The sequence below is a fragment of the Sphingomonas populi genome, assembly GCF_004208535.1.
Classification (GTDB): domain Bacteria; phylum Pseudomonadota; class Alphaproteobacteria; order Sphingomonadales; family Sphingomonadaceae; genus Sphingomonas; species Sphingomonas populi.
Window position 1 is genome coordinate 1 of record NZ_SGIS01000049.1, and the last position, 21,767, is coordinate 21,767.

At 65.0% G+C, this 21,767-nt stretch carries 21 protein-coding genes and 1 tRNA gene; 9 read left to right on the forward strand and 13 right to left on the reverse strand.

All coding sequences use genetic code 11. The annotated features are described in order from the left end of the window. Positions 1–189: 189 nt before the first annotated feature. The 3 genes from EWE75_RS21030 to folK form a co-directional block, all read right to left on the reverse strand. Positions 190–2,286: a TonB-dependent receptor gene (locus tag EWE75_RS21030; protein ID WP_130160060.1), complete on the reverse strand. Its 2,097-nt coding sequence runs from the start codon at positions 2,284–2,286 to the stop codon at positions 190–192. A 143-nt stretch (positions 2,287–2,429) separates the two neighbouring features. Continuing rightward, positions 2,430–2,505, reverse strand: a tRNA-Lys gene (locus EWE75_RS21035). A gap of 18 nt (positions 2,506–2,523) precedes the next feature. Then, positions 2,524–3,015, reverse strand: coding sequence for a 2-amino-4-hydroxy-6-hydroxymethyldihydropteridine diphosphokinase (gene folK / locus EWE75_RS21040; protein WP_130160061.1), 492 nt, complete (start codon positions 3,013–3,015; stop codon positions 2,524–2,526). A 25-nt stretch (positions 3,016–3,040) separates the two neighbouring features. Between folK and EWE75_RS21045 the strand changes: the two genes are divergently transcribed. After that, on the forward strand, positions 3,041–3,757 hold the full coding sequence (locus EWE75_RS21045; RefSeq protein ID WP_130160080.1) for a uracil-DNA glycosylase: 717 nt from the start codon (positions 3,041–3,043) through the stop codon (positions 3,755–3,757). Between the two features lie 410 nt (positions 3,758–4,167). Here the strand turns inward: EWE75_RS21045 and aguB are convergent, their stop codons facing one another. The 3 genes from aguB to EWE75_RS21060 all read right to left on the reverse strand — a co-directional run bounded on the left by aguB (position 4,168) and on the right by EWE75_RS21060 (position 6,914). Beyond that, positions 4,168–5,016, reverse strand: coding sequence for an N-carbamoylputrescine amidase (gene aguB / locus EWE75_RS21050; RefSeq protein ID WP_130160062.1), 849 nt, complete (start codon positions 5,014–5,016; stop codon positions 4,168–4,170). Between the two features lie 144 nt (positions 5,017–5,160). Then, on the reverse strand, positions 5,161–5,583 hold the full coding sequence (locus tag EWE75_RS21055) for a hypothetical protein (RefSeq protein WP_130160063.1): 423 nt from the start codon (positions 5,581–5,583) through the stop codon (positions 5,161–5,163). Between the two features lie 449 nt (positions 5,584–6,032). Continuing rightward, positions 6,033–6,914 (reverse strand): AraC family transcriptional regulator, encoded by an 882-nt coding sequence (locus EWE75_RS21060; RefSeq protein ID WP_130160064.1) that lies wholly within the window; start codon positions 6,912–6,914, stop codon positions 6,033–6,035. A 369-nt stretch (positions 6,915–7,283) separates the two neighbouring features. Between EWE75_RS21060 and EWE75_RS21065 the strand changes: the two genes are divergently transcribed. Next, positions 7,284–7,499 carry a hypothetical protein gene (locus EWE75_RS21065; RefSeq protein ID WP_130160065.1) on the forward strand — a complete coding sequence of 72 codons (216 nt, stop codon included), beginning with the start codon at positions 7,284–7,286 and terminating at the stop codon, positions 7,497–7,499. 20 nt (positions 7,500–7,519) lie between these two features. Continuing rightward, positions 7,520–8,056, forward strand: a complete 537-nt coding sequence (locus EWE75_RS21070; protein WP_130160066.1) for an MAPEG family protein — start codon at positions 7,520–7,522, stop codon at positions 8,054–8,056. 239 nt (positions 8,057–8,295) lie between these two features. Here the strand turns inward: EWE75_RS21070 and EWE75_RS21075 are convergent, their stop codons facing one another. The 3 genes from EWE75_RS21075 to rph form a co-directional block, all read right to left on the reverse strand. Beyond that, positions 8,296–8,565, reverse strand: coding sequence for an excalibur calcium-binding domain-containing protein (locus tag EWE75_RS21075; RefSeq protein ID WP_231708489.1), 270 nt, complete (start codon positions 8,563–8,565; stop codon positions 8,296–8,298). Between the two features lie 88 nt (positions 8,566–8,653). Beyond that, entirely contained in the window at positions 8,654–9,298 is a 645-nt protein-coding gene (gene rdgB / locus EWE75_RS21080) for an RdgB/HAM1 family non-canonical purine NTP pyrophosphatase (protein ID WP_130160068.1), read from the reverse strand. After that, positions 9,295–10,011 (reverse strand): ribonuclease PH, encoded by a 717-nt coding sequence (gene rph, locus EWE75_RS21085; protein WP_130160069.1) that lies wholly within the window; start codon positions 10,009–10,011, stop codon positions 9,295–9,297. Before rph ends, rdgB begins: the two co-directional genes overlap by 4 nt. Before the next feature lie 75 nt (positions 10,012–10,086). On the opposite strand from rph, the gene hrcA reads away from it, so the two are divergent. From hrcA to EWE75_RS21105, 4 genes are all read left to right on the forward strand, one after another. After that, entirely contained in the window at positions 10,087–11,142 is a 1,056-nt protein-coding gene (gene hrcA / locus EWE75_RS21090) for a heat-inducible transcriptional repressor HrcA (protein ID WP_130160070.1), read from the forward strand. Positions 11,143–11,162: 20 nt separating this feature from the next. Further along, the gene (gene grpE, locus EWE75_RS21095; protein ID WP_130160071.1) at positions 11,163–11,714 is read left to right on the forward strand and encodes a nucleotide exchange factor GrpE; all 552 of its coding nucleotides are present in this window, start codon (positions 11,163–11,165) and stop codon (positions 11,712–11,714) included. 169 nt (positions 11,715–11,883) lie between these two features. Beyond that, the gene (locus tag EWE75_RS21100) at positions 11,884–12,444 is read left to right on the forward strand and encodes a hypothetical protein (protein ID WP_130160072.1); all 561 of its coding nucleotides are present in this window, start codon (positions 11,884–11,886) and stop codon (positions 12,442–12,444) included. Positions 12,445–12,573: 129 nt separating this feature from the next. Next, the gene (locus EWE75_RS21105; RefSeq protein ID WP_130160073.1) at positions 12,574–13,806 is read left to right on the forward strand and encodes a threonine synthase; all 1,233 of its coding nucleotides are present in this window, start codon (positions 12,574–12,576) and stop codon (positions 13,804–13,806) included. Positions 13,807–13,887: 81 nt separating this feature from the next. Here the strand turns inward: EWE75_RS21105 and EWE75_RS21110 are convergent, their stop codons facing one another. From EWE75_RS21110 to EWE75_RS21125, 4 genes are all read right to left on the reverse strand, one after another. Continuing rightward, complete coding sequence (locus EWE75_RS21110) at positions 13,888–14,583, reverse strand: WecB/TagA/CpsF family glycosyltransferase (RefSeq protein WP_130160074.1); 696 nt, start codon at positions 14,581–14,583, stop codon at positions 13,888–13,890. A 314-nt stretch (positions 14,584–14,897) separates the two neighbouring features. Further along, complete coding sequence (locus tag EWE75_RS21115) at positions 14,898–16,175, reverse strand: hypothetical protein (protein ID WP_130160075.1); 1,278 nt, start codon at positions 16,173–16,175, stop codon at positions 14,898–14,900. An 85-nt stretch (positions 16,176–16,260) separates the two neighbouring features. Beyond that, complete coding sequence (locus EWE75_RS21120) at positions 16,261–17,694, reverse strand: lipopolysaccharide biosynthesis protein (protein WP_130160076.1); 1,434 nt, start codon at positions 17,692–17,694, stop codon at positions 16,261–16,263. Further along, the gene (locus EWE75_RS21125; RefSeq protein ID WP_130160077.1) at positions 17,691–18,788 is read right to left on the reverse strand and encodes a glycosyltransferase; all 1,098 of its coding nucleotides are present in this window, start codon (positions 18,786–18,788) and stop codon (positions 17,691–17,693) included. The genes EWE75_RS21120 and EWE75_RS21125 overlap by 4 nt, the downstream gene beginning before the upstream one ends. A 281-nt stretch (positions 18,789–19,069) precedes the next feature. Here EWE75_RS21125 and EWE75_RS21130 point away from each other — a divergent pair, with 281 nt between their 5' ends. Both EWE75_RS21130 and EWE75_RS21135 read left to right on the forward strand, forming a co-directional pair. Further along, entirely contained in the window at positions 19,070–20,389 is a 1,320-nt protein-coding gene (locus EWE75_RS21130) for an O-antigen ligase family protein (protein ID WP_130160078.1), read from the forward strand. A gap of 114 nt (positions 20,390–20,503) precedes the next feature. Then, positions 20,504–21,283 (forward strand): leucine-rich repeat domain-containing protein, encoded by a 780-nt coding sequence (locus tag EWE75_RS21135; RefSeq protein WP_130160079.1) that lies wholly within the window; start codon positions 20,504–20,506, stop codon positions 21,281–21,283. The last annotated feature ends 484 nt before the right edge of the window (positions 21,284–21,767 follow it).

Consider the following 21,767-nt stretch of genomic DNA (forward strand, 5'->3'; position numbering starts at 1 on the left):
CCTGCTCAGCAACGATCTTGCAAGATCGCGAAGTCGAACGGCCTCACATCCGCCGCCGGGACGGGGTGGCCACCCCGTCCCGGCAATCGCCAGTATGCACATTTCCAACACACAAGCGAAGTCGAGGCACCTGCGCTCCGGGCTGATCCCTCGACTTCGCTCGGGACGAACGGAGGTGGGTGGGGTCGCTCAGATGCTCTTGCTGATCCCGAAGAAGAAGCTGCGCCGCTGGCCATATTGCGGCGCGCCGACGCCGACCCCCGAACCGTCGCGGATCTCATAGACATGGTCGAACAGGTTGAACACGTCGGCGCGGACCTCGATGCCAGGCCCGGCGAACTTATGGCTCGCGCTGATGTTGAACACCGCATAGCCGGGCAGCTTGCCGCCGTTGGGCACCGCGCCGTCGCGGCGCAGCCCCGATCCGTAGATCATGCTCGACGCGAGCTTGCTGTCGCGCAGGAACCCCTCGTCGAAGCGGTAGGAGGCGCCGGCCGACCCGGTCCAGGTCTGGTCGTGGTCGAGATAAATGTACTGCCGGCTGATCGTGGCGAGATCGGCCGGATCGAAGTTGAACTGGCCGCTGCTGATGTCGGTGCCCTTGGCCTCGGCATGCGCGAGGTTGGCGTAGACCAGCCAGCCGTGGTGGGTGTAGCTGATATTGCCCTCGATCCCGTCGATCCGCCCGCGTGCGTAGTTGAACGGCGTCAGGATGATCGGCGCGCCGAACTGCCCTTCGTCGAGCAGATTGCGCGAGCGGCGGTGATAGGCGTCGAGGCCGATCGTTACGGGTCCGATCTTCTGTTCGGCGCCGATGTCGAAATAATCCTGCCGCTCGGCAAAGGGTACGTCGCCGGACGTGCCGGGGGCCGCGCCGCTGGTGCCGACGAACTTGGCGATCGTGGTGGTGGCGACGTTGGCGAACGGTGCGGGCGAGAAATAGCGTGCATAGCCGGCGTGGATGGTGAACCCGCCCGGCGGTGACCACACCGCGTTGACGCGGGGGCTGAACTGCTGCTCGCTGCGATACCCGTCGTAATGGTCGAACCGCCCGCCGAAATTGGCCGTGATATGGTCGATCGGCTGCCATTCGTCCTGCAGGTACACGCTGTAGGTCATCTCGGTCGCCGAGCCATTGTCGGCAATCGCGATCGGCTGGCCGGTCTGGGCGCCATCGGCATCGACCGGGAAGACCTGCGTGGTGGTGCGGCTGGTGCCGTGGTCGCGCGTGACGACGAAGCCGCCGCGCAGCGTATGCGCGCCGCTCAGGCGGTACACGCCCTCGACCTGGACGCCGGTGGTGAAATCCTGCTTCTTCGCGGCTTGCGCGATGCCGTTGAACAGCAGCTCGCCGAGCACGTCGGGGGTATATTGCAGCGACGAATAGCGCGCGAACAGCGAGCCTTGCAGCGTCACCGGCCCGGCATCGTGGAGCAGGCTGAGGATGCCGAATGCGGTCTGTTCGTGCTGGCGCTCGTCGAGATCGTCGCTGAGGACATCGGTGACGCCGCCGACGGTGTAGGTGCCATCGGGGTGCAGCCCGCGCGGGTTGGGGATCTGGAAGCGCTGGTCCGAATAGCCGCCGATCAGCGAGACGCGGTTGCCCTCGTCGATCGTGTGATCGAGATAGACGAAGCCCTGATACTGGTTGGTGGTGTCGTGCAGCGCATCCGTGCTGCCATCGACCGATTCGATGCCGAGATCATTATGGCGATAGCTGCCGGTGACGAAGTAATTGGTGCTGCCGGTCTTGCCGCCATATTCGACGCTCGGCTCGATCGTGCCGCGGCTGCCGCCGTAGAGCGAGACCTCACCGCCATTCTCGAAGCCGCTCTTGGTGGTGATATCGATGATGCCGGCGGTGCGCAGGCCATATTGCGCGGGCAAGGCGCCGGTGCGCAGGTCGAAGCGATCGACGAGGCGGGGGCTGAGCGTCTGGCCGAACACGGCGATGCCTTCGGGCAGGATCGTGCCGTTGATGCGATATTGCAGATTGGCGTGGTCGTCGCGGACGTGGAGCTGGCCGGCGCCATCCTGCGAGACGCCGGGGAGCTGAAGCAGGATCTGGTTGAGCTGCTGGTTGTCGCCGCCGGGCAGCGCCTGAATCGTCGCGTTCGAGATCGAATAGGTGGTCGCGCCGAGGCTCGGCTGGATCGACGCGCGCGCGGCGTCGAGCCGGCCCGTCACGACGATGTCCTTGGGCTGGTCGGCTTGCTGGTCGTCGGCGGCGAAGGCGGGCGTGGCGAGCAGAGCGGCACCGCACAGCAGCAGAATACGAACGGGCATGGATGGGGAGGCTCCGGCTGTGACGACCATGATACGATGTAATGTCACAGAATCGTCAAGCCTCCCGGGCACGATTCTGATCGAGACCCCGTTGCCGGTTCGATCCTTGCGGATTGCTGAACCGATGCCGGGGCGGGGTGCGGTGGTGGGCTCGCCGGGATTCGAACCCGGGACCTACAGATTAAAAGTCCGTTGCTCTACCGACTGAGCTACGAGCCCCCAACCGAACGACGCCCGTTAGGGGCGCTTGGCCCGGCGGTCAACCATGCGTGCCCGCGCGGCGAGTTGGCGGATACTACGCCCCGACTGCGGATCGCGCCAGAGCGGGGCGATCTGCGCGAGCGGATCGAGCACGAAGCCGCGCGCGCGGAAGGCGGGATGGGGGATGAGAAGGTGGGGCAGGCACACGCGTCCGCCGCTCCACAGGATGATGTCGAGATCGATCACGCGCGCCCCCCAGCGCCGCCCGCGCCGCCGCCCGAAGCCGCGCTCGATCGCCTTGAGTGCGGCGAGCAGCGCGGGCGGATCGAGCGTGGTCTCCAGCAGCACCGCGCTGTTGGCGAAGCGCCGCGACGACGGCCCGAGCGGCGCGGTATCGAACACCGGCGCGACCGCGCGCACCTGTCCGAGCCGGCCCAGCGCCGTGATCGCGGCGCGCAGCTCGGCGGCGGGGGCGCCGTGCCGGCCACGGCGGTTCGATCCGAGCGCGAGGGCATAGCTTGTCGGCATGGCGGCACCCGCCTACGCCAGCGTGATGCTGTCCCCAAGCCCCAACCCGCCCGTCCCCGACCTGCCCGATCCCGCGCCGGAGGCGTTCGTCCCGACGAGCCCGCTGCCCGATACCGAGCCGCCGCACGATTGCCCGCGCTGCCCGCGCTTCGTCGCGGTGCGCGATGCGCTGCGGGTCGAATATCCGAAATGGTGGAACGCGCCGGTGCCAGCGTTCGGCGATCCCGACGCCTGGCTCGGTATCATCGGCCTCGCGCCCGGCAAGCACGGCGCGAATCGCACCGGGCGGCCGTTCACCGGCGACTATGCCGGCGACCTGCTGTTCGCGACGCTCGCCAAATTCGGTCTCGCGTCGGGCGTGTACGAGGCCAAGCCCGACGATTCGCTTCGGCTGGACGGCGCGATCATCCTCAATGCGGTCAAATGCCTGCCGCCCGAGAACAAGCCGACCCCTGAGGAAATCCGCACCTGCCGCGCGTTCCTCGACGATCAGGTCGCGGCCTTGCCACGCGCGCGCGTGTTCGTCGCGCTCGGCGAGCGAGCGCATCAATCGGCGGTAAAGGTGCTTGGCGGGCGGCTTCCCAAAGCCCGGTTCGCGCATCTCGCCGAACACCGCATGCCCGACGGGCGCGTGCTGATCGATAGCCATCACTGCTCGCGCTACAACCAGAACACCGGCTTGCTGACCGCGGAGATGTTCGAAGCGGTGTTCGCGCGGGCGCTGGAGCTTCGTGCGGCCTGAAAGATGTGGGCCGATCCCGCGCGTCTAACGGCGTCGGGTTCGAGCCGCCGCGCTTACCGTAAAGCGGATCTCTGAAACCAACGCGGAGGAGAGCGCCTCGCTCGATCCCCCGCGTATCGTAATCGCCGGTGCCGGTCTTACCGGCGGCGTCCTCCCCAGGGCGTTCTTATGTTCGAGACGGCGGCTACGACACGCAGGTGCCTAGCCGAGTCGAAACCAAAAAAAAAGGCCGGTACGAGACCGGCCTGAAAAGTTTTAGGAGAGGATGCCTGAAAGGCACACTCTTTGTGCGCCGCAACACGACTGCTCGCAAGTGCAAAATTTGCAATTGCGCTTGCAGGAATACGACGATGCGGTCTCGCTGGGAGACGAACCGAGGAACTCCGCACAAAAAAGCGAAATGATACCGCTCACACGTCCTGCGCGAGTCGCCCGTACAGGTCGGGCCGCCGATCGCGGAAGAAGCCGAAGGCGGCGCGGTGGCGCTTGACGCGATCGAGATCGAAGGTTGCGGTCAGCACGCCGGTCTCGCCAGCGCCGAATTCCGCGACCAGATCGCCGCGTTCATCGCAGATGAAGCTGTGCCCGTAGAAGCTCTGGCCGTGTTCGGTGCCGATTCGATTCGCCGCCACCACCGGCACCACGTTCGACACGGCATGGCCGACCATCGCGCGCCGCCACAGCCGTGACGTGTCGAGATCGGCATCGTGCGGCTCGCTGCCGATCGCGGTCGGGTAGAACAGGATTTCGGCGCCCATCAGCATCATCGCCCGCGCTGTCTCGGGATACCATTGATCCCAGCACACCCCGACGCCCAGCGTCGCCTGCGGTCCCGGCCAGACCTTGAAGCCGGTGTTGCCGGGGCGGAAGTAGAATTTTTCCTCATAGCCGGGGCCATCAGGAATGTGGCTCTTGCGGTAAACGCCCATCACGCCGCCGTCGGGGCCGATCATCGCCAGCGAATTGTAATGGTGCGGGCCGTCCGCCTCGAAGAAGCTGGTCGGGATATAGACGCCGAGTTCCTTGGCGAGCGCCTGCATCGCCAGCACCGCCTTGTGCTCGGCAGTGGGCTTGGCGGTGGCAAACAGCCCCTCGTCCTCGACCCGGCAGAAATATTCGCCCTCGAACAGTTCGGGCGGCAGGATCACCTGCGCGCCCTTGCTGGCCGCCTCGCGGACGAGCTCTGAGACATGGGCGATATTGGCATCAATATCGTTGCTGAAGGCGAGCTGCAGCGCAGCGACTTTGATCTCGGTCATGACGCTCCCTTAGCGGCTGCCTGTGACATCCGCACCCTCTAGGTGGCAAAATTGCGTGAGCGGGTGGCGGGAGATGGGGATGGGTGGGGCGTTGCGAAAGGTGGGCGGAGGGTGCAATGTGGTGGGGAGCGGACGTCGAGCCTGTCAGGTACGAACGAGCCCCATGATCTCTACATGCGCACCTTTCCAGGCTGGCCGTGGCAACCAGGGATCGCAGAGACCGCCTGAAGGCATCACCACCACCGCAGCACCTTGCGCTTTCAATTGGCCGGAAACTGCCTCCAGCGCCCCATGCGCTACGGTCCAATCAACTGGCTCGTGTTGAGAGCGAAAGCAGATCACAAAGGCCTGGAGAGCTGGCCCAGACCAAAGCTTTAGGGCATTCGCAATCACCCCGCGCTGCTCGTCGCCGACCCGCCCCTGATCGTTCAGCTGGACAATAAATGGTCCGGCTTGTGGATCATAGATAGCAGGTGGCGGCAGTTGAGGCTGAGCATGGGCGGCGGCCGACCCTTGAAGCGCAAGGAGACCAGCCACGCCCGCAGCAATCGTTGAGATAAACTTCATAAGGGCAGCATACGCGTTGCGATGATGTACGCAATTGGGGCGCTTTTAGACGTGCCTACTGGCCCCCACCAACCGCCCGCACCACTCAGTTGATGGCCCAAGCTAGCGCGGCAGACGCACCCCCGATGGCCGCAAGCCCCGCGAGCAAATCGAGGAAATTTGTTCCGCAAGCTCCTTTAACCCCTTCGCATGCCAAGCCGCCGCCGACGAGTTCGATCAGCATCCAGACTAGCGCGATAGGAACTGCGAGCATCACCTCCGCCGCGAGACCCCAGTTTCGGTTCGGTCGATCGGAATAGGCCATACCCGAAACTGAACCGCTGCTGGCGTTAAGGCAAGCTTTAGAGCGAGCGGAACGACAGACATTGGGGCGGGAGCCGTCCATCCGCCTTGCCGGTCGTGAAAGCCGCGATCTGGTGGGAAGCGGACCTTCCTAGACCAGACGTTCGTCACTTCAGCGGCAGATGCAGTTCCGCCGCCGTACTCTGCTCCAGCTCCGCCAGGAAAAAGCGTTGGCAGTAGATCGGAAAGTCCCGCATCTCCTCGCCGCTGGCGGGCAGCCAGTCGCGGTATAGGTACATCGCGGCGGGCTCCAGATTGTGGGTGTCGCTGGTCACCCTCAGCACAGCGCATCGTCCACCCGGGATCTCGCCTTCCCTGACATTCTCGCCGGCGGGATCGATAAATTGGTTCGCATCGACGCCAACGCAGAGCTCCATGCGATAGTCGGCGGGGTTCGCTGGCCGCCGCTCAGTATGCCAAATATTGAAGGTCGAATTGGTCTTGGGCGACATCCCGGCGGCTTTGCGCCAGGCGATGAATTTCTGGATGGTGACGTCGAGTGTCTCGGGATCGCCCCGATGCGCGAAGATGGCCACGCGCGTCGGCGCCACTTGGCGGATGGTCACCTGATCGGGTGTGAAGGTCGTAGGCATGATCTTACTCCTGGCTAAATTGAACGGCCCGAAGGCCCTGAGCCACGGATCCCAGTCGGGAGATTTCCTGAAACTCGACGGCGACTGCTGGAACCTCTGGCGAAAGGCACGGGCGAAGGCGTCGGGCGTCTCGTAGCCGGCGTCCAGAGCGATGTCGGTGACACTCTGGCCCTCGCCATCCGCCAGCCGCTTCGAAGCCTGTCTGAGACGGGCCAGCTGGACGTAGCGATGCAGGGACACGCCGAAGGTCGCCTTGAACTGCCGGTGGAAATGGAATTTGGAAAAAGCCGCTACGCCGCTCACCGCGTTCAGGTCCAGATCGCCGTCCAGATGCCGGTCGATATGATCCAGCACCCTTTGCATCCGGGCATGATAGTGATCGAGCGCAGCCGTCATCGTCCTCATCCGCTGTGGTGAGCCCGGTATGGAGCGTTCGTTCGTCGCGCGCTCGACCGATCTTGCGGTTCCACACGTCCGAACATTTCAGACCGCAGATCCGGCGCTTTGAGTCCGCTTTTGGGGCGGCTCCTGCCGGTTGGCTTTCAGGCGAGTCGTGTCGATCAATGGCGCGGGAACGGGGAAAATTGGTGGCGAGCAGACCTACTCCTCAGCGCCCTGCGCGTTTCCTTGGTCTCGTATCTTGAGGCTCAGGGCCGCAATCTCGTCTGACGTTCCGCCCACCCGAGTTCGGAGTTCCCAAGCCTCGATTACAGCGACGCTTTCCCGCAACGCCCCTAAGATGAGGGTGTAATCATGCTCGGAAACATGAAGTTCAATCGTTCGCATTTCCGCGCCATAGGACATCGGCAGTATGACCGCTATCGGGCCTTAGCGGAAATGGAAGACTGCCTGCGCGAGCAACGCAACGCCAACGATTCCGCATCCGATCGCGAAGGGGTCGAGAACGGCGAAAACGGGTGGATTGCCGTCGGACAGCTTTGCATTCTAGTGTTAACCAGTTGCCATTCGTTCACCATGTGACGGCCGTGAGGAAAGCGCAGATGACGGAGGTGGGTGACTTCAAGCAAGAGCAAAGGGGTGTAGCGTTGGCGATGGCCAGCGCACTCGCCATCGCGATTTTGGTTCTAGGCATTGTGGCGATGACGAATGCGACAGCGGAAACCTTCGTTGCTCGTCTACGGTTCGCTATTCGAGCTGATCTGTTCGTGATTGTATGGCTGGCGGCAGCGATAGCCAATGTTGCCCGGCTGCGATTTTTCTCCGAACGTGATATCGCCGGCAGCAGCGCCGAAGCGGGGTCTGGCAAGGTTCGGATTGCCGGAGCGATCCTGCAAAACACGTTCGAGCAAGTCGGCTTGGCTATCGTCGCCCATCTGATCGTGGCCGCAACCTTTCCGCGGTCCAGCGCTCTTATTGTGGCACTGGTCTGCCTTTTTGCGATCGGGCGCCTCCTGTTTTGGGCGGGCTATAAGCGTGGTGCCAAGGGCCGCGCGTTCGGGTTCGCCCTGACATTCTATCCCACGGTCCTCGCTTTGCTGGCTTCGGCCACAGCGATCCTGTTCGCATGGACGGTATGATACTGTGAGCGGCAGGTTGCAGGTGGTTCTGGACGCGCTTTACCGGCTCTGGGCGAAGTCCTCCGGCCGCGATGTACCTTCGTTGCGGAAGCCTCATCGCTGATTTGCTTCGATCTCATTCCTCGTCGCGCTTGATGGCTGCAATGGGGCGGCAGCGGACCGGCACCCTTCTCTCGATGGTAGGCTTAGGACGGCGACAGAATAGCACGGATGTCTCAAGGTGCGGCAGGCCCGCGAGATCAGTATGGTTCGCAAGCGATACCGTCACCGTCACCGTCCATGTCCTCACGATAGCCCGGTTCCCCACGATAAATCGGGAACGTGCCGGAAGAGCGGGCGTCGTTGCAGCCGCCCCAGACGTCACCGGCTTGTGGTTCGCGGTGGCGTTCCCAACCAATAAGAATGGCGAGTTGATTTGTTTTGCCGGAGAGCGCTGATCGTCCAAGAGGCGATGTTGCCGCTCCAAAGATCAAGCCGAGAGCTGCGGCAGCGAGCAGGGTAGACAGCATCGGAATATAGCGACTTCTCATCCGGCTTGCTTTACCACGACGAGAGTAAATGACTGCTTATGGGCGGGAGCTGCGGATACGCCCCGTCTCAGAACACCGCCGTCACCAGCGCCTTGAACGCCGCCGTGCGGTGGCTGATCGCGGCTTTTTCCTCCGCCGGGAGTTCCGCGAAGGTCTGCTCGTGCCCGAACGGCACGAACACCGGATCGTAGCCGAACCCGGCCACCCCGCGCGGCGGCCAGGTCAGATGGCCCTCGGCGCGGCCTTCGAACCATTGGACGTGGCCGTCGGGCCAGGCCAGCGCGAGCGTGCAGACGAAGTGCGCGTCGCGCGAGGCGTCCGGCCCCTTCGTCGCGAGCGCGTCCTCGACCTTCTGCATCGCCAGCCCCCAGTCGCGCCCGGTCGGGGTTTCGGCCCAATTGGCGGTGTAGACGCCGGGGTCGCCGTTCAGCGCATCGACGCACAGCCCGCTATCGTCGGCGAGCGCGGGCAGGCCCGACAGATCGGCGGCGACGAGCGCCTTCAGTTCGGCATTGGCGACGAAGGTGGTGCCGGTCTCCTCGGGCTCGGGCAGGTCGAGTTCCTTGGCCGAGATCGCCTCGACGCCATACGGCGCGAGCAAAGCGCGGATTTCGCGCACCTTGCCCTCGTTATGGCTGGCGATGACGAGCTTGCCGGGGGTGAGCTTGCGGATCGCCTGCGGCACCACCCCATCCTCCGCCGGCGCGCTCATTTCGCCACAGCCTTAGCCTGCGCGGCGAAGATGTCGGTGCAGCCGATGCGGGCGAGGCGGAGCAGGCGGAGCAACGCCTCCTCGTCATACGTCGCGCCCTCGGCGGTGGCCTGCGCCTCGGCGATGTTGCCGTTTTCGAGCAGCACGAAATTGGCGTCGGCGTCTGCGTTCGAATCCTCGTCGTAATCGAGATCGAGCACCGGCGTGCCCTTGTAGATGCCGCACGAAATCGCCGCGACCTTCTGAGTCAGCGGATCGGCGCTGAGCTTGCCCTGCGCCATCAGCCCGTCGATCGCGAGCCGCAGCGCCACCCACGCGCCCGAGATCGAGGCGGTGCGGGTGCCGCCGTCGGCCTGGATGACGTCGCAATCGAGCACGATCTGGCGCTCGCCGAGCAGCTTGAGATCGGTGACGGCGCGCAAGGATCGGCCGATCAGCCGCTGGATTTCCTGCGTGCGGCCCGATTGCTTGCCCTTGGCCGCCTCGCGGTTGCCGCGCGTGTGCGTGGCGCGGGGCAGCATGCCGTATTCCGCCGTCACCCAGCCTTCGCCCTTGCCGCGCAGGAACGGCGGCACCTTCTCCTCGACCGAGGCGGTGACGAGCACCTTGGTCTCGCCGAAGCCGATCAGCACCGATCCTTCCGCATGCTTGGTGAAGCGCGGTGTGATGGTGATCTCGCGCATTTGATCGGGGGTGCGGCCGGATGGGCGCATGGGGATTTCCTTCGTGATAAGCGTCGCGGGGTGACTAGTCTTTCACTTGGGCGCACGCCAGCCCATATAGGCGCCATGCACGCGCCACCCGTCACCGACCTGAACGATCGCGCCCGCGACGTGTTTCGCGTCGTGGTGGAAAGCTATCTGAGCACCGGCGCGCCGATCGGCTCGCGCACGATCGCGCATCTGTCCGGGCTGAACCTGTCGCCGGCGTCGATCCGCAACGTGATGCAGGATCTCGAGGAGCTCGGTTTGCTGGCGGCGCCGCACACCAGCGCGGGGCGGATGCCGACCGAGATTGGGTTGCGGCTGTTCGTCGACGGAATGATGCACGCGCTGGAGCCCTCGATCGAGGAGCGCGCCGCGATCGAATCGCGCGTCCAGCAGGCCGGGCCGGTCGAGGAGGCGCTGGCGGCGACCACCGCCGCGCTCTCCGGCCTGTCGGCGTGCGCTGGGCTGGTGATGGTGCCCAAGCGCGAATTCGTGCTGCGGCAGATGAGTTTCGTGCCGCTCTCCGCCGACGCTTATGGTTCTCGGGCGCTTGCCGTGCTGGTCGGCAGCGACGGATCGGTCGAGAACCGCGTCGTCGATCTGCCCCCGGGGGTGAGCGTGCCGGCGCTGATCGAGGCGGGCAATTACATGACCGCGACGCTCGGCGGGCTGACGCTTGCCGAGGCGCGCCAGCGGATCGAGCGCGAGATGGCGGAGGAGCGCGCGCTGGTCGACAGCGCCGCGCGTGCGCTGATCGAGCAGGGGCTTGCGGTGTGGAGCGAGGACAGTGACCGCCGCCCGGTGCTGATCGTGCGCGGGCAGGGCCGGCTGATCGATGCCGCCGCCGCCGCCGATCTCGACCGGATCAGTGATCTGCTCGACGATCTCGAAGGCAAGCAGGAGATCGCCCGGCTGCTCGACAGCGCGAGTGCGGGCGATGCGACGCGGATCTTCATTGGCGCTGAGAACAAATTGTTCTCGCTGTCGGGATCGTCAGTGATCGCCAAGCCGTTTCGTGGGCTTGACGGGCGCGTCGTCGGGGTCGTGGGCGTGATCGGCCCGACTCGGTTGAACTATGCGCGCGTTGTGCCAATGGTCGATTTTACCGCCGCGACGCTGGCGCGGCTGATGGGTTAGAAAACCGGGACTGTATGATGATGACCGAAGACGAAAAGATCGATACCCCAAATCTCCAGGGCGACCTTCGTGAAGAGACCGCCGAGGCGGCGCCGGAAGTGGCCGAGGCGGATCGCACGAGCGCGCTCGAGACCGAACTCGCCGAGGCGAAGAAGGCGGTGCTCTACGCGCATGCGGAAGCGCAGAACGTCCGCCGCCGCGCCGAGAAGGAAGCCGCCGACGCGCGTGCCTATGCCGCGACGTCGTTCGCGCGCGATTTGCTCTCGGTGGCCGACAACCTCGAACGCGGACTGAGCGCGATTCCGGCTGAACTGCGCGCGGACGACAAGTTCAAGGCGCTGGTGACGGGGCTTGAGGCGACCGGCCGCGAGCTGGAAGCGGTGTTCCAGCGTCACGGCGTCAAGAAGATCGTCGCGCTCGGCGAGAAGCTCGACCCCAATTTCCACCAGGCGATGCTGGAAATGCCGAGTGACCAGGAGCCGGGCACCGTCGTGCAGGAGATGCAGGCGGGCTATGTCATCAAGGATCGGCTGCTGCGGCCGGCGCTGGTGGCGGTGGCGAAGGCGGGGTGAGGGATGGTCGAGCAAATCCTTTCGGTTTTGCTCGAGTATTTTTCCGTTTCGATTCCGCGAGGAGATGAGTGGCGCCCGGCGGTGACCCTCTGGGTCGGGTTGCTGCTCGCGACCGTGGTCGCTGCCGTATTTTGGATTGTAGCACGCTCATGACGTTGAGCGTCTGACCATGCCGCGCCCGTACCGCGCCGACTTTGAAAGCGCCCTGCGGATGTTTGCGCGCGTAAGCAGGGCATTGTCCGCGCAAGGCTATGAGGCGCCGGTTTTGGTCGGCGGCGGTGCGGTGGAGTTGTACTCCACGGGCGCGATCTCGACCGGCGATTTCGATATCGTGACTGCGCGGCAATCGGCGTTCGAAGCGGTACTGCAAGATCACGGCTTCGTTCGTCCGAGCGGCCCCGGCGTCGCAACGCGGGGCTGGATTCATCCGGAGTTCCGCCTCGGATTTGAAGTCGTGTCTTCCACCTTGCTCGACGGTATGGCGGATCGCCAGCGCGTCGAAATGATCGACCTCGGGCAAGATGGTAGTGCCTCTATCATATCGCTGGAGGATATGATTGCCGATCGCATGGGGCAGTTCGCATCCGGAACCGCGCCCGACATGCTTGGACAGGCTCGGGCCTTGTACGCGCTTCACAGCGATATGGATCGCGCTTACCTAGCACGCAGGATTGTCGAGGAGACCGCCGGTGATTTTTCCATCGAAGACCTCGAAGGGGATTCCCTTTGACGACTTCGCGACTGAGATGGCCCGGCGCTACGAAGCGGCCGGTCGTCCCGTCCTGCCCCGCAACTCCGGCCTGCGCCGCACCGCCAGCAAGCGTGCGCTGCTGAAGGCGATCGAGGAGGCCGGCGGCAAATGGTGAATCCGAACCCCAACCTCACTGCCGAGCGGCCGACCTTCGTAACGCATCTCGAATGTTCGATGACCGGCGAGAGCTACCCCGCCGACCAGCTTCACAACCTGTCGCGCGTCGGCAAGCCGTTGCTGGTGCGCTATGATCTCGACGCCGTCCGTGCCGCCGTGCCACGCGCGATGATCGAGGCGCGACCGACTGATTTGTGGCGCTGGCGCGAGTTGCTGCCGGTGCGGCATGCCCGCGATATCGTGAGCCTCGGCGAGATCGAGACGCCGCTGGTGCCGGTCGCCAGATCGGGCGGGCCGAACGTGCTGGTCAAGGACGAGGGGCGGTTGCCGACCGGATCGTTCAAGGCGCGTGGGCTGGTCATGGCGGTGTCGATGGCCAAGGCGCTTGGCGTGACCAAGATCGCGATGCCGACCAACGGCAATGCCGGCGCGGCGCTCGCGGCCTATGCGACGCGCTGCGGGATCGAGACGATCGTGCTGTGCCCGGACGATACACCCGAGATCAACGTGCGCGAGATCGCCGCGCAAGGGGGCCGCGTCTACCGCGTCAACGGGCTGATCGATGATTGCGGGGCGATCGTCGCCAAGGGCGCGGCCGAGGGGCTGTGGTTCGATTTCTCGACGCTCAAGGAGCCGTATCGGATCGAGGGCAAGAAGACGATGGGGCTGGAGCTTGCGGCGCAACTGCGCTGGACGCTGCCGGACGCGATCTTCTACCCGACCGGCGGCGGCACCGGCCTGATCGGCATGTGGAAGGCGTTCGCCGAGATGGAAGCGCTCGGCTGGATCGGTTCGAAACGTCCGAAGATGTTCGCAGTGCAGGCGAGCGGCTGCGCGCCGATCGTGCGCGCGTTCGAGGCGGGCGAGGAGCACGCCGAGCGCTGGGAGGATGCCTCGACCGTGGCGGCGGGCATCCGCGTGCCGCGCGCGGTCGGCGATTTCCTGATCCTGCGCGCGGTGCGCGAAAGCGGGGGCGTGGCGATGGCGGTTGGCGATCCTGCGATCCTGCGCGCGGTGGACGATTGCGCGCGCCGCGACGGGCTGTTGCTCTGCCCCGAGGGCGGCGCGACGCTGGCGGCGTATCGCGAGGCGTTGCGGCTCGGGCTGGTCGATGAGGAGGAAAGCGCGGTGCTGTTCAACTGCGCGACCGGGCTGAAATATCCGATGCCGGACGCGAGCGAGACGCTCGATCGCCATCAGCCGATCGATCTGGCGGCGCTATAGGGTCATCGTCCGTTCCGTGCGGCGAAGCGCGCGTAACTTTACCGGGAGATGCCAGCTTGCGCTGGCATGACGGCTGTGGCGTTACGGTCGCTCGCGCGACTTCACGATCAGATGGTATAGCGCCGAGAAGTTGGTCGAGAGATAGCGCGGTGCGAGCCGGCGTGGCTCGATCATCGTGCGGTGCAGCCATTCGAGGCCGACATTCTGCATCCACATCGGCGCACGCGGCACATGCGCGCCGACATGATCGAACAGCCCGCCGCAGGTGCGTATCCAGGCGAGACCGTGCAGTTGCGCGCGGCGGCGGATCGCGAAGCTCTCCTGACGCGGCGTGCCCATGCCGACCCACAGCACCTCCGCGCCGGAGGCCCGGATATCGTCGCAGATCGCGTCTTCCTCGGCTTCGCTGAAATAGCCGTCGCGCGCGCCGACGATCTGAAGGCCTGGATATTCGGCGCACAGCGATTCGGCGGCGGCGGCGGCGATGCCGGGGCGGGCGCCGAGGAAGTAGAACTTCACGCCCGTCTCGACCGCCTTGGCGGCGGCGTCATGAATGAAATCGGTGGTGGCGAGCCGCTCGGGCAGCGGGTGTTTCCAGAAAGCGCGCGTGAACAAAACCAGCGGCATGCCGTCCGCATCGATGACATCGACCGCGTCCATCGTCGCCCGGAACGCGGCGCTGCGGTGATAGAGCGCGATCACGAACCCGTTCGAGGATACGATCACGCGCGGCACGGCAAGGTCACCCGCCCGCGCCATAGCGGTGTCCTGCGCCATGGCTTCAGCCATTTCCGCGCGGGTAGCGCATACGGTTGGTAGCCCCCCAACCAACGCAATTCTGGGTGAAACTCGAATTTGCGCTACTCTCATGACAATACAGGAACGGGCAGGGCAGGGTATCCGCGCGATAGCCGTTTCAGAAAGGATATGAAACGGCCCGTTTGACCCTGAGTGGCTTTCCTCTTCCCTTTTCCTCGTCACGCCGATCACGCATTTCAACACGCGTGAACCATCATGACGACGCTGTTATAGTGTCACTCTCTCCGTTTGGCGATGTCGCGTCAAGCACCGGCTGCGGGGCGATCTTACGATCAGCGCGCCGGTGCGCCGCGCAGCGGATCGCCCGAGGGCAGGCGAAAGCCGCGCCGGTACACGAGGGTGCTGACGAACAGGTAGATCACGATGGTCGGCGGGTAGATGAAAGCGGCGTCGAAGAAGGAGACCAACAGATATCCGGCGCAGCCCGCCGCCGCCGCGCGCCGCAGCGTTGAAAGCTGCGATGCACGGCCAAGCGCATAGCCAATCGGATACAGCAAGGCGACGAGCGCGATCAGGAAGCCGATCACGCCGAAGCTTCGCAGCAAACCAGCGTAAAGGATTTCGGCGATGCGGAAGGTGTTCTCGCCGAAGGGCGACAGGGTCAGATTGGTCCATTGCTCGGTACGGCCGCCGAGATTGGTGTCGAGCAGCGAATCGCCCGACCAGCCGAGCGTCGCCATCATCACGATCGCCAGCGCGAGCGCGGCGAGCGCGGCGATCCAGAACGAAATCCGCGACAGCCGGAGCTGGCCCGACAAAGCCATGAACACGGACACCATGATGAGGCCGAACCAGGTCGACCGGCTGAGACTGAGCACCACGGAAATCAGGAAGGCGACCACCCAGGCGCGCGATTTCTCGAAGTAGATATAGACCGGCGCGAGCGTGATCATGCAGGCGCCGAAAATGTTGCCGTTGTTATAGGTGCTGATGAGCTTCATCAGCGTGCCACGCCGGTTGTTCTTGTTGAACACGCTCGAAACTTCGCCGGCGTTGATCGTGATGTAGCGGATTTCGATGATGTGCTTGGTCAGGAGGAAGATCACGAAATTCATCAGGCCCCACACGATCACGAACCGCATGCTCCAGCGCAGCACAGTGCCGATCTGCTTTTCGGTGAGATATTCGAGATGCGCACACAGCGCGATCAGCATGATCGCCGGCAATGCGATGAACAGCGCGATATTGAGCAAGACTGATGACGCGGCGGTGCCGTACAGGATTGTTTTATAGACCCCGATGAACCCGACGGCGAGATAGGCGATGAAATTGCCAATCGCCGCCGACGACAGCGTCGGGCGACGGGCGAGGCCGATCAACCCGATCGGCGCGATCACCACGAGCAGCATGTAGCCGAAGGTCAGCGGGTAGCCGTAGACTTCGATGCCAGCCTTGGGCGAGGCGATATTGGCGATGATGAGGAGGACGTAGACCCAGTAGAAAACCGACGGGCTCGATCGGGCCGAGGCGAGCATGCGCTGGCTCTGCGCGAGCGGTGCCGACCAGGCGCGGGACAGCGCGTGATCCGGGGTAAGGGACTGGCCGTTCATGAAGGCGCCGATCTCGTGGGAACTCGGCTCGACTGATCCCCGGCACGCGGCGGATCGTCAAGCGCAAATCGTCGTGGGACGGGCCTCATGCGGGCCGCATCCGCCTTGGGCGACCCAGCAAACCCATGATCTCGTCAACGCCCCGGCGGTTGAGTGCGAGGCTCAGCAGCAGGAACGCGGCAGCCCCCGGCACCAGCGCCAGCGCGGCGCTGCCGAGCAGCGTCCGGGCCAGCCAGAACAGGCCGAGCGCCGCGATGACGGGCAGGGCCGGCGCGACGATCTGGCGGTGATAGTCGAGGAATCGCACGGCGGAGAGCGGGCGCAGTACGGTTAGCCAGGCGATCTCCATGAACAGGAAATACACCGCCGCCATCGCCAGTGACAACGCGACCGGCCCGGCCATCGCGCTACCCCAGGCCGCGCCCGCCACCAGCATCGCGAAGCCGAGCTGATACCAGAGCGCCGCACGGCTCTTGCCAAGCGCCGACAGGTAGGTGCCGAGCGGATTGACCGTGGCGCGGAGCGCGAACCACATTGCGATATACGGCAGCAACCGCCCCGCGCTGCGCCATCGTTCACCGAGCAGCAGCGGCAGCAGATCGGCGCCGAACAGCCCGAGCGCCGCGTAGACCGGGAAACACACCGAGGCGGACATGCGCAGCACGCGGAGATAGAGCGCGCCGACGCGGGCCGGATCGTGCTGGTCGCGCGCCATCAGCGGCAGGCCGACGCGCAGGATGACCGGGTTGATCGCGGTCATGATCTTCATGGCGAGATCGCGCGGCTGGCCGAAGCTGCCGAACACCGGTTTGGCGAAGACGAACCCCGCGATCAGCAGATCGAGTTGCGTGGTGAGCGAGATCGCCATGTTCACCAGCAGCATGTCGAACCCGTAGGATACGAACCGAGATACGTCTCGCCATGCGAAATGCAGCCGTGGCCGCCATTCGCCCGCTAGCATCATCCACGACAGCGCGAGCAGGCTGGCCGAGGTCGCGATCTGGCCCCAGACCACGCAGAACGGGCCAGCGTGCGCGAAGGCCAGACCGACCGCGACCAGGAAGCCGATCGTCGAGGCGGCGACCTCGACCTTGATGACGGCATCGAACCGCAAATCGCGCTCGGCGAGGACGCGCAGTTGCAAGGTGAAGCCGTTGGCGACGAACATGCCGCTGGCGATCCACAACATCGGCGTGAGGCGCGGGGCGGCGTAGAGGTGCGCGAGCAGCGGTGCCACCGCGACCGTCGCCAGCGCGAGCCCCAAGCCGACCATGACGTTGAGCCAGTAGAGCGACGACGTCTCGTCCTCGGTCACGTCGCGGAAGCGGATCAGCGCGCTCGACAGGCCGGCGTCGGAGAGGCTCTGCGCGAGTTGCAGCAGCGACATCATCAGGATGATGAGGCCGAAATCGGCGACGCCGAGCAGCCGCGCGACGATCAGCAATTGCAGCGTGGCGAGGATCGAGCGCAGGATGTTTCCTGCCGCCGTCCAGCGGACCGATCGGCGCGCGTCGCTCATGCGCCGAGCGCGCGGCGGAACACCGCCTCGTATCTGTCGCAGGCGATCGCCACCGAGAAGGCGCGCGCGCGGGCGATCTGGCGTTCGGGGGCTGCGGGCGCGCGGAGCATCGCGTCGATCGCGTGCGCCATCGCCGCTGCGTCGCCGACCGGCACCAGCGCGCCGAACGCGCCGTCCGCGACGATCTCGCGCGGGCCGTCGGGGCAATCGGTGGTGACGATGCTGGCGCCCGTGCCGAGTGCCTCGATCAGCACGTTGCCGAAGCCCTCCCATGCCGAACTCAGTACGAAGCAGCCGGCGGCGGCGATCGACGGGGTGATGTCGGGCACGAACCCCGGCAGCGCGACGCGCTCGGTAAGGCCGAGCTCTGCGACCAGTGCTTCCAGTTCGGCGCGGAGCGGGCCGTCGCCGAAGATCACCGCGCGGACCTCTCGACGTTCGACTAGCGCGAGCGCGCGCAGCAGGGTGGCGAAATCCTTCTGCTCGACCAGCCGGCCGGCGGCGACGATCACCGGACCCTTGCCGTCGCGCGTCCACGGATGCGCTACCTCCGTGCTATCGTCCCGCGCTTGATAGGCCGGGTTGTGAATCACCGTGATACGATTCCGATCGAGCCGGGCGAAGCGCGCGAGCGAATCCGCGAGACCGGCGGATACCGCGACAATCTCGCTGGCGAGTGGGTAGGCGAGCATCGCCGCTGTGTGCCACGCTCTTTGCTTCCAGCCGGTGAGCCGCGCGTAGTCGGCTTGCGGATTGGTGCGTTCGGTCAGCACGTTGCGCGCCTTGGTGCCAGACAGGATGCGCGCGATCACCGCCGCGTTGTTGAACTGCGGCATCGCGCTCAGCACGATGTCGTAGCGTTCCGCGCGCAGCATCCGGGCGAGCGTGACGATCGAGCCGCGTGCGCTGCTGGTCGGGTGGCGGAGCCAATGGACGCCCACGCCGGGGGCGACCGGATAATCGCGCGGGGTTGGCGCGCCGGCGAGGATCAACGTCAGGCTGTGGCCGCGCGCGATCAGTTCGTGCGACAGGTTGGCGATCATATGCTCGACGCCGCCCGGCTTCAGCCCTTCGTAGAAGACCGCAATCTTCAAAGGCGCTCCCCCCGTTCGTCGCGCGATGGTGTTGATCCGGTATTCGGTCGAAATATCAGACGAGCGGGGTAGTATGGCGTTACGCGTCTGCCCTTGCAGAATCGTGTGAAGCACGGGCAACAAAAAAGCGATAGCAACACCCGCTATTATCGCATAGCCAACATCCCCGCATGCCCTGGCTTCTTCGTGTCCGAGTAGCCGACCGGCACACGCGGTTCGTTTCCGCCGCGATGCCTGCGCTGTTGCGCGAACCCGATCGATCCGTGCGGATGTTATCCTACGTGGATAACGTTCCGCTCCGCTCCCGTAGCGTGCGGTCGGTCGTCACGATTGCGACGCTGTACGTGCCGGTGTTCGTGTTCGTGCTGCTCGTCTTCTCCGGCGTGACGTGGTCGATGGCGGATTCGCAGGTGGTGGCGGATGCCGGCGGCGATCCTGCGATCGGCGTGTTCAGCGGTAAGGCCGGGCTGCTGATCGGGCTGGCGCTGGTTGGCGTGTATCTGCCGGCGCTGGGCAATCCGTTGCGGTCCTTTGGTGCGGCGTTGTGCCTGTTCTGGCTGCTCGCGCTCGGCTCGGTGCTGTGGGCGAGCAATGTCGGCACGGTGCTGTTCGCGGTCGCTAACCTCACATTGCTGCTCGTCGCGGCGATGCTGGCGCATCGGCTGTTTGGGTTCGCGCGGGCGCTGCGGCTGGTCTGGCTGGTGAGCACCGGGCTGATCCTGCTGTCGGCCGCGCTCGCAGTGATCGGCGATCCGCATGCGGTGATGGGTGGGATGCATGGCGGTCGCTGGCGTGGGCTGTTCGCGCACAAGAACAGCTTCGGGCCGTTCCTCGTCGTCAATCTGTTGATCGCTTTGTTCGCGCAGGCCAGCCTTAAGCTGCCGGTCGCGCTCGTCTTTGCGATGGTGGCGGTCGATCTCGCCGCGTTGTTCTTCGCCAATTCGGCGACCGCCGATATCGCCGCCGCCGCCGGGATCATCGCGGGCATCGCGCTGCTGCCGATCCCCAACCGGGCGGTGCGGACGCTGTGGCGGGGTGGATCGATCGCGGTGGCATGTCTGCTCGGCGGCGTGCTGCTGCTCCAGCCGGCGGTGACGGGCGAATTGCTGGGGCGCGACACGACGATGAGCGGGCGCGCGGCGATGTGGGAACAGGCGCTGCCGCTGACGGTCGAACGCCCGCTCGGCACCGGCTATGGCACCGGCGGCGGATCGCAGGTGTCGATCGAATTGCAGAAACGCATGCACCGCGCGATCAACCTCAGCGTGCAGAGCGGCTATCTCAACCTCGCGCTCGAACTCGGCTGGGGCGCGGTTGTGCTGTTCCTGCTGTGGGCCGGCGGGGCGACGCTCTCGGTGCTGTTCAGCCGGCGCGCGTCGTCGGCGCAGACGTTGCTCGCCGCGCTGCTCGCGGCGATGATCGTCGAGAGCATCTCCGAGGTGAACGCCTGTTTCGCGCCCGGCTGGCTGCTGCTGGTGACGATGCTGCCGATGATCGACGCGCGCCGGGCAATGCGACCGCGGTGGCGCTTGCTGCGCCGGCGTTATGGCCGGGGCGTTTCCAGCGCCGTGACCTCGCAGGTGCCCGTTCGTGCCGGGTGAGGTACGGGGCGGGGGCGTCGTGGAATGGCGATTTGTGGTGGAGAACGGTCAGGCAGCTTTTGGTTGAGTGCAGTTTAATAGCTGCCATAAAGGCCCCGACGCGCGGGAGGGGGCATGTCCATAATCAGGCGCATTTTCGGCGAGCCTAAACCGGGCAAACCGCTGCCGGTGATCCGCATTGATCCCGTATCGCTCGCGGCGGCGCAGCGTGCCGAACGGAGCGGCCACTGCGCCTGTCTTTCATCGCGGGGGAAGAAGGGCACACCAAGCGTTCCAAATCTACACGCGGAACCGCAGGATACATCCGCACCCAGATGGCTGGCGCTGCTGGCCCTGATCGATGATAGCCGGAACACCCGTGTGATCGAGCCATCGGCGACGATGCCTGCTGGCCAATGGTCAGACGTCATCACGCTACCCGCAGAAGTGCAATTTCTAACAGCGGTGAGCCAGTTACGCCTTTATGGTAGCCATCTTCGTCGCTTGCCGCCCGAGATCGGCAGATTATCCGCGCTCGGCAATCTGGACATATACACTTCTTACTCGTTGCACTGGCTACCTTACGAGATGACCCGCTGCGCCCGTTTGCGCGACACGCGAATGAGCACACGCGCACTCTATGGAAACATCAAAACGCGGCTGCCCTTCCCGAGGTTGTCCGGTCCGCTGGAAGTTCTCCAACCACAAACTTGCAGCGTTTGCGATAAGCCCTTTGGTGAGTGCGGCGCGACTCCCTACTGGACCACTCAGCGGATTGGGACTGACGTAGCCCCTTTGCTCGCTCACTCCTGCTCTTCGGAATGCACGGCTCGCATTCCTGATGCCCCCGAAGGCTACTACGCAAGGCCCCACAAAGGTGGCGGAGGGGTCGGTATGCCTGTTTCCGACCTGTAACTAGGTCGCTTCACGCAGCGGCCGCTTTCGGACAGCGATATGGTCGAGATCGAGTGACTGTTAATGGGGCGCTTGCGGAAGGTGCGCTAACCGTTTCCTCGCGCTTCTATGCAATGATCGGTCAGGAGATCTCGAAGGTATTGCGACTGGAGCGCCGTTTTCGCGACAGTGTGACCCTCTTGCAGCAAGGCAGCCTCGACCTCCTGCCACCCCGCATAATTTCCCGACCGGGCAAGCACACCAGCACGTTCATGTTTAAGTGACGCGGATCGGGTCGCATGACGGCACGATACGACTTCTGCGATTGTCCGCAACTGGGCGACCTGATCGCGACGGAAGGGCGGGAATGGCGAAAAGTGGTGGGGAGCGGTCGTTTATTTAGAGTCCTCGGTGAGGAGAAACCCCTCCGACTTCAGTCGGATACTGGCTTCAGCCATCGACTCGGCCGATAGCGTGTAACCTCGGAAAAAAGAGACAGCCCGTA